At 51.6% G+C, this 13651-nt stretch carries 10 protein-coding genes; 4 read left to right on the plus strand and 6 right to left on the minus strand.

Annotation, left to right across the window (positions count from 1 at the left end; genetic code table 11):
* Positions 1 to 75: 75 nt before the first annotated feature.
* The gene (locus tag BZK42_RS13065) at positions 76 to 549 is read left to right on the plus strand and encodes a 4Fe-4S binding protein (RefSeq protein ID WP_080859286.1); all 474 of its coding nucleotides are present in this window, start codon (positions 76 to 78) and stop codon (positions 547 to 549) included.
* A gap of 36 nt (positions 550 to 585) precedes the next feature.
* On the opposite strand, the gene avtA is transcribed toward BZK42_RS13065, so the two are convergent.
* Both avtA and malS read right to left on the minus strand, forming a co-directional pair.
* Positions 586 to 1836, minus strand: a complete 1251-nt coding sequence (gene avtA / locus BZK42_RS13070; protein WP_032931931.1) for a valine--pyruvate transaminase — start codon at positions 1834 to 1836, stop codon at positions 586 to 588.
* A 176-nt stretch (positions 1837 to 2012) separates the two neighbouring features.
* A complete protein-coding gene (gene malS / locus BZK42_RS13075) occupies positions 2013 to 4043 on the minus strand; it encodes an alpha-amylase (protein ID WP_080859287.1) in 2031 nt (676 codons plus the stop codon).
* Positions 4044 to 4359: 316 nt separating this feature from the next.
* Between malS and BZK42_RS13085 the strand changes: the two genes are divergently transcribed.
* A complete protein-coding gene (locus tag BZK42_RS13085; protein WP_016154930.1) occupies positions 4360 to 5184 on the plus strand; it encodes a protein bax in 825 nt (274 codons plus the stop codon).
* Between the two features lie 42 nt (positions 5185 to 5226).
* Here the strand turns inward: BZK42_RS13085 and xylR are convergent, their stop codons facing one another.
* The 4 genes from xylR to xylF all read right to left on the minus strand — a co-directional run bounded on the left by xylR (position 5227) and on the right by xylF (position 10288).
* Complete coding sequence (gene xylR / locus BZK42_RS13090) at positions 5227 to 6405, minus strand: D-xylose utilization transcriptional activator XylR (RefSeq protein WP_016154929.1); 1179 nt, start codon at positions 6403 to 6405, stop codon at positions 5227 to 5229.
* A gap of 80 nt (positions 6406 to 6485) precedes the next feature.
* The gene (xylH, locus tag BZK42_RS13095) at positions 6486 to 7667 is read right to left on the minus strand and encodes a xylose ABC transporter permease XylH (RefSeq protein ID WP_016154928.1); all 1182 of its coding nucleotides are present in this window, start codon (positions 7665 to 7667) and stop codon (positions 6486 to 6488) included.
* On the minus strand, positions 7645 to 9186 hold the full coding sequence (locus BZK42_RS13100) for a xylose ABC transporter ATP-binding protein (protein ID WP_047359056.1): 1542 nt from the start codon (positions 9184 to 9186) through the stop codon (positions 7645 to 7647). The genes xylH and BZK42_RS13100 overlap by 23 nt, the downstream gene beginning before the upstream one ends.
* 109 nt (positions 9187 to 9295) lie before the next feature.
* The gene (gene xylF / locus BZK42_RS13105) at positions 9296 to 10288 is read right to left on the minus strand and encodes a D-xylose ABC transporter substrate-binding protein (protein ID WP_047359057.1); all 993 of its coding nucleotides are present in this window, start codon (positions 10286 to 10288) and stop codon (positions 9296 to 9298) included.
* Between the two features lie 365 nt (positions 10289 to 10653).
* Between xylF and xylA the strand changes: the two genes are divergently transcribed.
* Both xylA and xylB read left to right on the plus strand, forming a co-directional pair.
* Positions 10654 to 11976, plus strand: coding sequence for a xylose isomerase (xylA, locus tag BZK42_RS13110; RefSeq protein ID WP_016154925.1), 1323 nt, complete (start codon positions 10654 to 10656; stop codon positions 11974 to 11976).
* 71 nt (positions 11977 to 12047) lie between these two features.
* Positions 12048 to 13502: a xylulokinase gene (xylB, locus tag BZK42_RS13115; RefSeq protein ID WP_080859288.1), complete on the plus strand. Its 1455-nt coding sequence runs from the start codon at positions 12048 to 12050 to the stop codon at positions 13500 to 13502.
* The last annotated feature ends 149 nt before the right edge of the window (positions 13503 to 13651 follow it).

Below are 13651 nucleotides of genomic sequence, written 5' to 3' on the forward strand. Positions count from 1 at the left end.
GTTTCCCCTGTCCGATCAAGGCGTCAGGGGCAACCTCTCTGGCACTCTGTGGTTTTCACGCAGACGGAGGGAGCAATGAACGAGTTTATTATGGCGGATGCGGCAAAATGTATTGGGTGTCGTACCTGCGAAGTTGCTTGCGTCGTCGCGCACCAGCAAAACCAGGACTGCGCGTCGGTCTCTTCCACTGCGTTTACCCCGCGCATCCGCGTGATCAAAGACGACGCCTTTACGACGGCAGTCGCCTGCCATCAATGCGAGGACGCTCCCTGTGCAAATGTCTGCCCGACGCACGCAATTCGTCGTGAACATGGGCATATGTTCGTTGAACAGGCGCGTTGTATAGGTTGTAAAAGTTGTATGCTGGCCTGCCCGTTTGGGGCAATGAATGTCGTCGCCCGCTCGTCACGGGTGCAGGCGATAAAATGCGATTTATGCTGGCACCGTGATGCGGGACCCGCGTGTGTCGAAGCCTGCCCGACCAGCGCGTTGCAGTGTATAGATGCCGTCAGTATTCAGCGCCAGCGTCTGTGTTCACTACCACAGTAATGTGAGTCCCGACCTGTGGTTAGGTCGGGACTTGCGTTAGCCTTCCTGCCAGGCGCGTTCGATCTCTTCAGCCAGAATCTTCACTCCAGCTTCGATTTTCTCCGGTTCTGGCACGTAGTTCATCCGCATGCACTGATGCGTATGCGGCCAGGGTTTATCCAGACCAGGGAAGAAGTAGTCACCGGGAACCATCAGTACGCCACGCGCTTTCAGACGCTGATACAACAGTTCGGTACTGATAGGCAAATCTTTGAACCATAACCACAGGAAAATCGCGCCCTCCGGTTTATGAATAAGGCAGCGATCTTCAGATAAATAGCGGCGAATGATCGCAATCGTCTCCTGAACGCGCTGATAATAAAACGGCTTAATCACCGTCTCGGACAGACGCAGAAGGTCGTTGCGCTTAATCATTTCGCACATGATTGCAGGACCCATTCCGCCAGGCGCGAGGCTGATAATGCCGTTCATGTTGGTGATGGCGGTGATGATTTTTTCATTCGCGATAATGATGCCGCAGCGGGAGCCTGGTAGACCCAGCTTGGAAAGGCTCATGCACAGCACAATGTTGGGATTCCACAGCGGGCGCGCTTCGCTAAAGATGATGCCGGGGAACGGTACGCCATAGGCGTTATCAATCACCAGCGGGATCCCATGCTGGTTGGCCAGCCGGTCCAGCTTCATCAGCTCTTCATCGGTGATCACGTTGCCTGTCGGGTTTGTCGGACGTGACACGCAGATCATGCCCGTCTCTTCACCGATGTGCAGGTGTTCAAAATCAACGTGATACTTAAACTGACCTTCTGGTAACAGTTCGATGTTTGGACGCGCGGAGACAAAAAGATCCTCTTCCAGCCCGGAATCAGCATAGCCAATGTATTCCGGAGCTAACGGGAACAACACTTTTTGCGTTGTTCCGTCGGCGCGGCGTCCGGCGAACAGATTGAATAAGTAGAAAAATGCGCTCTGACTGCCATTTGTCAGTGCAATATTTTGTGGCTCGATATCCCAACCCTGCTTCTCACGTAGCAGTTTCGCCAGCTCAGTCAGCAGCTCGGTTTTACCTTGTGGACCATCGTAATTGCAAAGCGCATCAGTGGCTTTGCCGTTTTCCAGCATATCTGCCAGCAGAGATTGAAAGTAATTTTGCATCTCTGGAATTTGCGCCGGATTGCCGCCACCGAGCATGATGGCGCCTGGGGTGCGTAAACCGTCGTTAAGGTCCTCCATCAGGCGTGTGATGCCTGAATGGCGGGTAAATTTGTCGCCAAAAAGTGAGAATGTCATAGCAGGTGGTCTGTCGAACTGAGTAATAAAGTGGCTAACCATAGCGCTACCCTTGGCAGGGTGCAAATCAGGGGTATCAGGCCGGATTGAGATTTTGTGCTAATGATTTTTATTTGGCTGGTTTTTAATGTTGAGTAAGGCTTCCCGCTGCGTGCACAGCGAGAAGCCTGCCGGGATCAGGGCTGACCGGCCCACACCACCATCACCTTATCGTCGCCATGCTCACGAATAAATCCGTATCCCTGCGTCAGCGGAAGCGTGATTTGTTTACCGGCACCAATGGCGGGATGTCTGGCCCTGAACTGACTGATTCGCTGCCAGTGTGCGACGCTGGCGGCAGATTTCCCGGTCACATCCTGCCAGTTCATCTCTGAGCGCGTACCCTGTAATGGGTCTGAGCCGGTTGGGCCAAAGGGGCGGGCCGACTCGTCGCCATAAAAGAGTTGAACCGCGCCAGGTGCCAGCAGCAATAGCTCGGCGGCGTTGTCTCCACCTTCGCGGAACAGACGTGTATCGTGCGAGGAGAGATAGCTCAGGACGTTGAAGTCCTGCAATTTATCCGCCATCTGCTGCCAGGTGGGGTCCATATTTGCCAGACAATCAACGGCCTTTGCCGCCTGCTCCTGGTAGTCGAAATTGATCATCGCATCGAAGCCGTGACGGTAATAGTCGCTTTGCATCACACCGTGACCCCAGGCCTCGCCGGTCATCCAGAAGGGGTTATCATCCAGCGCTTTTTCCGGATTGGCTTTCTTCCATTCGACCAGCGCCGCGCTGGCTTGTGTTTTTAGCTGCTGCCAGGCGGGAAGCTCGACGTGTTTAGCGGTGTCGACCCGAAAGCCGTCAATCCCATAATCACGCACCCACTGACTGAGCCAGTGCGTCAGATAATCCCGGGGCGTGTAACCGGCGATGGCTTTGGCGTGCGTATCCGGCTTGTGCTGATAAAAGTTTGGCAGCCCGGAAGGCGTGGTGGATTCGGTTTTCAGATCGGGCAGGAAAGCCAGCGACATCGTCAGGTCGTCAAAGCCAGGATTGTCGTAATCGCCAATATCGGTGCGGATCCAGTTTTTTCCCCACCATTTTTCCCAGCCAGCTTTATCGCTAAAGTTGATGTAATCATTGAAACTGTGCCAGCTTTGCCCGGCGGATGGCTGCCAGTCCGTCCAGCGTTCCCCGAGCGTTTTTTTCAGCTCATCGCCCGATAGGTACAGTGCCCCAAACTGATACTCCTGCATATCCGCCAGCGTGGCGTAGCCGGTATGGTTCATCACCACATCAAACAAGACACGGATGCCGCGCTGGTGTGCGCCATCAACCAGCGCACGCAGGTCCGCTTCGTTTCCCATATTGGCGTCAAGCGTGGTCCAGTCTTGGGTGTAGTAGCCGTGGTAAGCGTAGTGGGGGAAGTCCCCTTTGGCGCCACCGCCGACCCAGCCGTGGATTTGCTCAAACGGCGCGCTGATCCACAGGGCGTTGACGCCTAACTGTTGCAGGTAGTCGAGTTTGCTGGCTAGCCCGCGCAAATCGCCACCGTGGAACGTGCCAATTTCTTGCATGCCGTCGTTGCGACGCCCATAGCTGTGGTCGTTACTCGGATCGCCATTCACAAAGCGGTCCGTCAGGACGAAATACACCGTGGCGTTATGCCAGTCGAAAGCGGCGGGGGCATCGGTTTCCGCCCGTTCCAGTAGCAACAGCCCGTTACTGGTTGCGGCGGGCTGTAGGGTAATCGACCCGTTTTTTACCGTTGCCGTTTGCTGGCTGTAGAAATCACGCACCACGGCACCTTCCGGGAAGGTCTGGCTCACGTCCAGCGTTAATGGTGAACCGTCCCATTTCGGGCATTGGCGAATCTGGGTGGTGACGGTGTCCTTAGCACTTTTTACCAACAGCATCAGCGTCGGCGTACCGGAGCGGGTATCGATTTCCAGCGTGTAATCGCCGTCTTTGAATAAACGCCACTGTGGCGGCGTGCCTTCACAAGGTTTTAGCGACAGCATCTGGTTGAGTTTTATCGCATCAGCAGGCTGCCAGCACTGTTGGTCAAAATTCAGGGTTAAAGGACGGGTACCCTTCGTCAACGCTGCATGGCTGACGAATTTACCCGTACCTTCCGCTTCGAAGGTGGGAAGTCCTTGAGACGTCCATGATGAGGCGATGGCAATGCCGGGCATTAGCGCCAGCGCAACGGCGGCAAGTTTCATAGTGCTGTCCTTGATGCTGCGATTTTCGCCAGTTTGCCAGTGAAATCAGGCCGGAAACTCCTCCTTTGAGTTGATTCCGCCAGGAGGAGAAGTGAGGGTGAGCGATCGCGCGCAAAAAATGAACTTATTTTGCGATAACCTCCACATTTTCTTCGAATTAATGGCACCCAGAACTGTTAATACGTGACATAGTTTCAGAATTGGACTATTCCTGAGGGTGCTCTTGACGGCTATTTTTGATATGATTTGAGATTCATCTCTCATTTTTGTGAAAAATATAAGGTGTTGGAATGTATAAATCCGACCAGGAGACCTAATGATATTGACTCCCATTCGACGATATGGGGCAATGATTCTTATGTTACTCACCGTTGCATTTTCGGGTGAGGTGCTGGCAAAGACACACACGGCGACAACGAGTCACAAGCCCCAGATAACCAAGGCAAGTAATAAACAGGTTAGCAGTAAACAAGAGTATTCTCGCAATAGTGCAAAGAGTAGTTCACTTCCTGATTTGCGAAAATACCCTTCCGGAACACCAAGGAAAAAAGCGTTTCTCCGGACAGTTATGCCTTATATTACCAGTCAAAATGCTGCCATTACGGCGGACCGTAACTGGCTGATTTCAAAACAGTACCAGAATCGCTGGTCACCGACTGAGCGTACGCGTATGAAAGACATCGCGAAGCGCTACAAGGTGAACTGGTCTGGTAACACGCGTAAAATTCCGTGGAATACGCTGCTTGAGCGTGTAGACATTATCCCGACCAGTATGGTGGCAACCATGGCTGCGGCAGAAAGCGGCTGGGGTACGTCGAAGCTGGCGCGGAGCAACAACAACCTGTTTGGCATGAAATGTGGCAAGGGTCGTTGTAACAATGCACCGGGTAAGGTGAAAGGCTACTCACAGTTTGAATCAGTGAAAGAGTCGGTGAATGCTTACGTCATTAATTTGAATACGCATCCGGCCTACTCTTCCTTCCGTAAGTCACGTGCGCAGTTGCGTAAAGCCGATCAGGAAGTCACCGCCACCGCGATGATCCATAAGCTGAAGGGTTATTCCACTAAGGGACAGAGTTATAACAACTATCTGTTCGCAATGTATCAGGACAACCAGCGTTTAATCGCCGCGCATATGTAATTTCGAGTGCCGGATGGCGACTTCGCCCTCCGGCTATCATCCTTATAGCAACACTTCACTGTTCACATCGCGATACTCTTTTGGCGTCGTGTCGTACTCTTTCTTGAATACCGAATAGAAATACTGCAGAGATGGGTAGCCGCACATCTGTGAAATTTCGTTGATTGAAAGCGTGGTAGAAATCAACAGACTGCGCGCCTTTTCCAGCTTTTCGGCATGAATCACGGCGTGAATGGTCTCTCCGACCTCTTCTTTAAAGCGCTTCTCCAGATTCGAACGTGAAATCCCTACTGAGTCCAACACTTGATCAACCTTGATACCTTTGCAGGCATGGTTGCGAATGTAATGCATCGCCTGAATAACGGCAGGATCGGTAAGTGAACGATAATCTGTAGACTGACGCGCAACAACGCGTACAGGAGGAACCAGAATGCGCTGTAAGGGTATCTCTTCGTGAGCCAGCAGGCGGTGGAGTAGTTTGGCTGCCTGATACCCCATTTGTCTGGCCCCCTGAGCGACGGAGGACAAGGCGACTCGTGACAGGTAACGGGTCAGCTCTTCGTTATCGATACCAATGACGCACAGTTTTTCCGGTACCGGAATATGCAGATGTTCACAGGCCTGCAGAACGTGCCGCGCACGTGCGTCGGTGACGGCGATAATCCCGGTTTGCGGCGGCAGAGTTTGCAGCCAGTCCGCCAGCCTATTTTGCGCGTGCTGCCAGTTCTCCGGCGCGGTTTCCAGCCCCTGATAGACGACGCCGCGGTACTTCTCTTTGGCAACCAACTGGCAAAACGCATATTCACGTTCTGCGGCCCAGCGTTTACCGCTTGAAGCCGGAAGACCATAAAATGCAAACCGGTTAATCCCTTTCTCTTTCAGATGCAGGAAGGCGCTTTCTACCAGCGCGTGGTTGTCGGTGGCAATGTAATGTACTGGTGGATAATCTTGCTGCAGATGGTAGGAACCCCCAACGCCAATGATCGGAACATCCACATCGACAAGTAATTGCGCAATATCATCATCGTCATAATCGGCAATAACGCCGTCGCCTAACCACTCTTTAATGTTATCAATGCGAGCACGAAAATCTTCTTCTATGAAGATATCCCACTCCGATTGCGACGCTTGCAGATACTCGCCAACCCCTTCAACCACCTGACGGTCGTAGGCTTTATTGGCATTAAATAACAACGTAATACGATGACGTTTATAAAACATGGTTCTTTTCCTGCTGAATCATGTAGATAAGACAATGCCGGTTGCATTAACCGGCATTGAGATACACCCACTTCTTAAATTCAGGAACGACGTTTGGTTGCTGAGTCCATCCATACCGCCAACAACAATATCGCCCCTTTCACTATGTATTGCCAGAAGGTGGGGACGTCCATCATACTCATTCCATTATCGAGAGAAGCCATAATGAATGCGCCCATGACGGCGCCGGCAACACTCCCGACCCCTCCCGCCAGGCTGGTTCCCCCGATGACACATGCGGCAATGGCATCCAGTTCTGCAATGTTCCCTGCGGAAGGGGAACCTGCGCCAAGCCGGGAGCTAAGAATGAGCCCGGCAATGGCGACCATCAAACCATTAATAGCGAAGACGGCAAGTTTGGTGCGTTCAACGTTGATACCTGAAAGGCGGGCGGCTTCCAGGTTCCCGCCAATGGCGTAAATTCTCCGACCGAATGCAGTGCGCGTGGCCATAAACATCCCGCCGAGCAGCAGCAGCGTCAGCAGCAGGACGGGCGTTGGAACACCACGATAATCGTTTAATAGCCAGATTGCCCCTAAGACGACAATGGCTGTGAATGCCTGGCGACCCACAGCCGACGTTGATGCGGGAGTGGCAAGGCCTAACGCCTGGCGACGCATACGGCCTCGCCATTGCCAGCCAACAAACGCCATTAAGCCGAGAGCACCGATGACAAAGCCTGTGCCATCAGACAAGTAGCTCTGACCAATCTGAGACATTGCTGCGCTGGTGGGGGATACGGTGGTGCCGTTGGTGATGCCAATCAGAATACCGCGGAAAGCCAGCATTCCCGCAAGGGTGACGATAAACGACGGAACCTTGCGGTAAGCAACCCACCATCCATTCCATGCCCCGAGGAGCAATCCCAGAGTCAAGGTTACGATCACCGTCAGCGGTAAAGGCCAGCCTAGCCAAACATCACAGATCGCCGCTACGCCGCCCAATAATCCCATCATGGAACCGACAGAGAGATCGATTTCAGCGGAAATGATCACAAACACCATACCCACGGCAAGAATACCGGTAATCGCAGTCTGTCGAAGCAGGTTCGAGACATTACGTGCGCTCAGGTATGCGCCATCAGTGGTCCACGTGAAAAACAGCATAATCACGATAATCGCCGCAATCATGACGAAGACTTGCAAGTTAAGCGATTTTATTGCTGGGAAACCACCTGTGATAGAGGGAGAAAGTTTCGCTTCAGACGGATTGTTTTTCGACATGATGTTCGCTCCTTAATGCGGCTTCCATCACCTGCTCCTGAGTCAGGTTATGATTTACCAGGTTAGCTTTCAGTTTTCCTTCATGCATCACAAGGATGCGATCGCTTAGTCCGAGCACTTCAGGTAATTCAGAGGAGATGACAATCACGGCAATGCCTTCCTGGACGAGGTGGTTGATGAGTTTGTAGATTTCATATTTGGCGCCGATATCAATACCCCTGGTGGGTTCATCAAGAATGAGAATCCGGGGATTTAACAGGAGGCAACGTGCGAGAATCGCTTTTTGCTGATTCCCTCCGCTCAGACGCCCGATCGCAAGGTCGGGGGACGATGTTTTTACTTTGAGCTGTTGAAGCGATTCCAGAATGCATTTTTGTTCAGCGGCATCATCAAGATGGCTCATGCCCCCGGTAAATTTATCGAGTGCAGCCAGCGTGATATTTTTCCCCACAGCCATCACCGGAACAATGCCATCTTTTTTTCTGTCTTCAGGCACCATGGCGATGCCATGAGCAATAGCTTGCTGGCAGTTATGGATATGCACCTGAGTGCCTTCAATAAAAATCTTTCCCTCCCAACGACCAGACCAGACGCCAAACAGACACTGTACGGCTTCGGTACGTCCTGCACCGACGAGTCCGGCAATGCCGAGAATTTCGCCCTGCTTGAGTGAGAAAGAAATGTCGTTGACGCGTTTTATATGGCGATTGACGGGATGCCAGGCTGTCAGATTCTCAACCCGTAAAATCTCTTCTCCCGTGGTATGAGGCTCGCTGGGGTAAAGTGCGGTGAGCTCACGACCAACCATCATGGTGATAATATCGTCTTCAGTCATGTTGGTCGCATCGCGTGTGCCGATGTGTTTACCGTCGCGAATAACGCAAATGGTATTCGAGATGGCCTTAACTTCATTCAGTTTGTGTGAAATATAAATGCAGGCGATATCATGCTGTTGTAGGTCACGTATAATATTCAGCAGTATTGCAGTTTCCTGCTCGGTGAGGGAGGCCGTTGGTTCATCCAGAATAAGTAAGCGGACCTGCTTATTCAGCGCTTTTGCAATTTCTACCAGCTGTTGTTGCCCTAATCCTAAATCGCCCACGCGCGTATCTGGCGAAATAGACAAACTGACCTGATCGAGTAATTTTTGACAGCGTAACGTCATCATCTCGTAATCAAGAACGCCGTTACGGGTCATTTCGTTACCGAGGAAAATATTTTCCAGTATTGTTAACTCTTTCACCAGGGCTAATTCCTGGTGGATGATCGCAATACCCTTACGTTCGGTATCACGAATATGGCTGGCACGGATGGCTTCGCCAGCAAAAATGATCTCGCCTTCGTAGGTTCCATGCGGGTAAATTCCGCACAGAACTTTCATTAGCGTCGATTTACCCGAACCATTTTCACCGCATAATGAAATGATTTCGCCAGCATTGATCCTAAGGCTAACGTTATCAACCGCCTTCACTACGCCGAATGTCTTGGTAATGTTTTTCATTTCAAGAAGATATGGCATAACTGCTCCACATAAGCCAATAAGAGAACCCTGCGTGGACATTCACGTATATCCGTGGCGAATTTGACACCACGTTTTATTGCCCTCTGATTTGCAGAGGGCACATGGCTTACAGATCGCTTTTCTTGTGGAATCCGTCTTTAATGACGGTCTCGTTAATATTGTCTTTGTTAACATCAATAGGTGTGAGTAGTCGGGAAGGGACATCTTTCAGGCCATTATTCAGCGAAGTATCTGCTTTAGGCTGTTGATCATTTCCCAGTTCGACGGCGATTTCCGCAGCGGTATTTGCGAGCAATGTAATAGGTTTATAAACCGTCATGGTTTGAGTCCCGGCGACAATGCGCTTGATGCCTGCAAGGTCTGCATCTTGTCCGGAAATAGCGACTTTTCCTGATAATCCTTGCGCACTCAGCGCCTGAATCGCACCGCCAGCTGTGGCGTCATTTGAGGCAACTACTGCGTCAATTTTGTTATTGTTGGCGGTTAGCGCATTTTCCATAATCTTCAACGCATTCTCCGGTAACCAGCCGTCAACCCATTGATCGCCCACCACCTTAATTTTTCCGCTGTCGATATACGGTTTTAATACTTTCATTTGTCCAGCGCGGAACAGCTTCGCGTTGTTATCAACGGGTGAGCCACTCATCAGGAAATAATTCCCTTCGGGGACAATATTGACTAATGATTGAGCCTGTAATTCACCTACTTTTTCATTATCGAAAGAGATATAAAAATCGATGTCAGCATCATTGATCATGCGATCGTAAGCCAGCACCTTGATCCCTTCTTGTTTTGCTTCTTTGATAACATTGCTTAATACCTGGCCGTTGTAAGGGATTATCACAAGGACATCCACGCCCCGGTTTATCATGTTTTCAATCTGCGACATTTGGGTTTCTTCATTACCATTCGCCGATTGTACAAATACTTTCGCACCAAGCGATTCAGCTTTATTGACGAAAATATCGCGATCTTTCTGCCAGCGTTCCAGGCGGAGATCATCAATCGCCATACCGATTTTTACTTCTTTGGCATGACCTGCGACACTGGTGAGTAAAAGGGATGTGCAAACAGCAAGTAAAATGTTCTTCATCTTCATAATCGTGATGCCTTTTGTAGGGGAGAAACAGCAGTAAAAGTAACAATCACAGCATAAGACGTAGCAGAGTTTTAACAGGTAACGGCGGGAAGGCAATTATAGATTTTTATCTTCCAATTACGTTTTTTGGTTTATTTCTTGATTTATGACCGGGATCGTATTTTAAATGATTCGTTACCTGGGTTGCATTTAAGTTTGATAAGTAACAATTTTTAAATTGTTCAGATTTTATTTTGAGAAGTAGCGCACACTTGTGAATTATCTCAATGGCAGTATGAAATAACATAATTGAGCAATAGGTGGGGAGTGCCCAATATTACGACATTATCCATCACCCGCCGCATTACCTGATTATGGAGTTCATTATGCCAGCCTATTTTGACCAGCTTGAGCGCGTTCGTTATGAAGGCACCAAATCAACTAATCCATTAGCATTTCGCCACTACAACTCTGATGAGTTAGTGTTAGGCAAGCGTATGGAAGATCACCTGCGATTTGCTGCCTGCTACTGGCACACTTTCTGCTGGAATGGTGCAGATATGTTTGGTGTTGGTGCATTTAATCGCCCGTGGCAGCAGCCCGGTGAAGCGCTGGAATTAGCGAAGCGCAAGGCGGACGTGGCGTTCGAGTTTTTCCACAAACTGAACGTGCCCTACTACTGCTTCCATGACGTGGATGTCTCGCCGGAAGGTGCGTCGCTGAAAGAGTACAAAAACAATTTTGCGCAGATGGTTGATGTACTGGCGGCAAAACAGGAGCAGAGCGGCGTGAAGCTGCTGTGGGGAACGGCAAACTGCTTCACCAACCCACGTTACGGCGCGGGCGCGGCCACGAACCCGGATCCAGAAGTGTTCAGCTGGGCCGCCACTCAGGTGGTTACGGCTATGGATGCCACGCATAAATTAGGCGGTGAAAACTACGTTCTGTGGGGCGGTCGTGAAGGCTATGAAACGCTGCTGAATACCGATCTGCGTCAGGAACGTGAGCAAATTGGTCGCTTCATGCAACTGGTCGTGGAACACAAACACAAAACCGGTTTCCAGGGCACTTTGCTTATCGAGCCGAAGCCGCAGGAACCGACCAAGCACCAGTACGATTACGATGCGGCGACCGTATACGGATTCCTCAAGCAGTTCGGTCTGGAAAAAGAGATCAAACTGAATATCGAAGCCAACCACGCCACGCTGGCGGGTCACTCGTTCCATCACGAAATCGCCACCGCTATCGCGCTGGGTCTGTTTGGCTCTGTCGATGCCAACCGTGGGGACGCGCAACTGGGCTGGGATACTGACCAGTTCCCGAACAGCGTAGAAGAGAATGCGTTGGTGATGTACGAAATCCTGAAAGCCGGCGGCTTCACCACCGGTGGCCTGAACTTCGATGCCAAGGTTCGTCGTCAGAGTACCGATAAATACGATCTGTTCTATGGTCATATTGGTGCGATGGATACCATGGCGCTATCGCTGAAAATTGCGGCGCGTATGATTGAAGACGGTGGTCTGGATCAGCGCGTGGCTAAACGTTATGCCGGTTGGAATGGTGAGCTGGGCCAGCAAATTCTGAAAGGGCAGATGACGCTGACGGAAATTGCGCAGTACGCTGAACAACACAACCTGGCGCCAGTGCACCAGAGCGGTCATCAGGAATTGCTGGAAAATCTGGTGAACCATTATTTGTTCGACAAATAACGGGTCTCTGAGCATGTCCGTAAGCCCGGTCAGCTCGCGCGACCGGGCCTTTCTTTAAGGAACGATGCCCTATGTATATCGGGATAGATCTTGGCACATCAGGCGTAAAGGCCATTCTGCTCAACGAGCAGGGCGATGTGGTCGCTTCGCAAACAGAGAAACTCACCGTCTCGCGCCCGCACCCGTTATGGTCAGAACAAGACCCAGAGCAGTGGTGGCTGGCAACGGATCGCGCTGTGAAAGCCCTGGGTCGGCAGCATTCACTTCGCGAGGTGAAAGCGTTGGGGATTGCCGGACAGATGCACGGCGCGACGCTACTGGATGAACAACAGAAGGTATTGCGCCCGGCTATCCTGTGGAACGATGGTCGCTGCGCCGAAGAATGCGTCATGCTGGAGAGCATGGTTCCGCAGTCTCGTGCCATCACCGGCAACCTGATGATGCCTGGCTTTACCGCGCCAAAGCTGCTGTGGGTACAGCGCCACGAACCGGAGATTTTTAGCCGGGTTGATAAAGTCCTGCTGCCGAAAGATTACCTGCGCCTGCGTATGACCGGCGATTTCGCCAGCGATATGTCTGATGCGGCTGGTACCCTGTGGCTGGATGTTGCGAAGCGTGACTGGAGTGATGTCATGCTGGAAGCCTGTAAGCTGACTCGTGCGCATATGCCTGCGCTCTATGAAGGCAGTGAGATTACCGGAACATTGTTGCCAGCAGTCGCCAGGGCCTGGGGAATGCAGGAGGTTGCGGTGGTCGCCGGAGGCGGGGATAACGCAGCGGGGGCGGTTGGCGTGGGCATGATGAATGCCGGTCAGGCGATGCTATCGCTGGGTACTTCCGGGGTCTATTTTGCGGTCAGCGACGGCTTTCTCAGCAAACCGGAAAGCGCGGTCCATAGCTTTTGCCATGCATTGCCTGAACGATGGCACCTGATGTCCGTGATGTTAAGTGCGGCATCCTGCCTGGACTGGGCGGCAAAATTAACCGGACTGGCGAGTGTTCCTGCGTTGATTGCCGCAGCGCAACAGGCGGATGAACACGCTGAGCCGGTCTGGTTTTTACCCTATCTGTCCGGTGAACGTACGCCGCACAACAACCCGCAGGCAAAGGGCGTATTTTTCGGTCTGACGCATCAGCATGGTCCGGCGGAGCTGGCACAGGCGGTGTTGGAAGGCGTTGGTTTTGCATTGGCTGAGGGTATGGACGTGGTACACGCCTGCGGCGTGCAGCCCTCCAGCATTACGCTGATTGGCGGCGGGGCGCGCAGCGAATACTGGCGTCAGATGCTGTCTGACATCAGCGGATTGCAGTTGGATTACCGTACCGGCGGCGATGTTGGTCCTGCTCTCGGTGCGGCGCGTCTGGCGCAGATTGCCATTAATCCGCAGCAGCCATTATCAGACCTTCTACCTCAGCTTACGCTGGAGCAGGCGCATTATCCTGATGCCGAGCGCCATGCCCTTTACCAACAGCGTCGGGAAACCTTCCGCCGAATCTATCAGCAATTACACCCGCTGATGTCCTGACCCTAAATCCCCTCTGGTAAACAGAGGGGATTTATCAAATATATATTTCAATTTAATTAATAACTAGCGCGCATGAATTTATTCTGAAAGTCCGGCGTAGTGGCCTTTTCTGTGTTGTCTTTAGTGGGTTATTCATATTGTATCCATGA

The organism is Citrobacter braakii, from assembly GCF_002075345.1.
Taxonomy (GTDB): Bacteria; Pseudomonadota; Gammaproteobacteria; order Enterobacterales; family Enterobacteriaceae; genus Citrobacter; species Citrobacter braakii.

What these genes read in the sequence shown, in the direction of transcription:
- BZK42_RS13065 (WP_080859286.1), top strand. Translation starts at nt 76, where the DNA reads ATGAACGAGTTTATTATGGCGGATGCGGCAAAATGTATTGGGTGTCGT.
- avtA (WP_032931931.1), bottom strand. Translation starts at nt 1,836, where the DNA reads ATGACATTCTCACTTTTTGGCGACAAATTTACCCGCCATTCAGGCATC.
- malS (WP_080859287.1), bottom strand. Translation starts at nt 4,043, where the DNA reads ATGAAACTTGCCGCCGTTGCGCTGGCGCTAATGCCCGGCATTGCCATC.
- BZK42_RS13085 (WP_016154930.1), top strand. Translation starts at nt 4,360, where the DNA reads ATGATATTGACTCCCATTCGACGATATGGGGCAATGATTCTTATGTTA.
- xylR (WP_016154929.1), bottom strand. Translation starts at nt 6,405, where the DNA reads ATGTTTTATAAACGTCATCGTATTACGTTGTTATTTAATGCCAATAAA.
- xylH (WP_016154928.1), bottom strand. Translation starts at nt 7,667, where the DNA reads ATGTCGAAAAACAATCCGTCTGAAGCGAAACTTTCTCCCTCTATCACA.
- BZK42_RS13100 (WP_047359056.1), bottom strand. Translation starts at nt 9,186, where the DNA reads ATGCCATATCTTCTTGAAATGAAAAACATTACCAAGACATTCGGCGTA.
- xylF (WP_047359057.1), bottom strand. Translation starts at nt 10,288, where the DNA reads ATGAAGATGAAGAACATTTTACTTGCTGTTTGCACATCCCTTTTACTC.
- xylA (WP_016154925.1), top strand. Translation starts at nt 10,654, where the DNA reads ATGCCAGCCTATTTTGACCAGCTTGAGCGCGTTCGTTATGAAGGCACC.
- xylB (WP_080859288.1), top strand. Translation starts at nt 12,048, where the DNA reads ATGTATATCGGGATAGATCTTGGCACATCAGGCGTAAAGGCCATTCTG.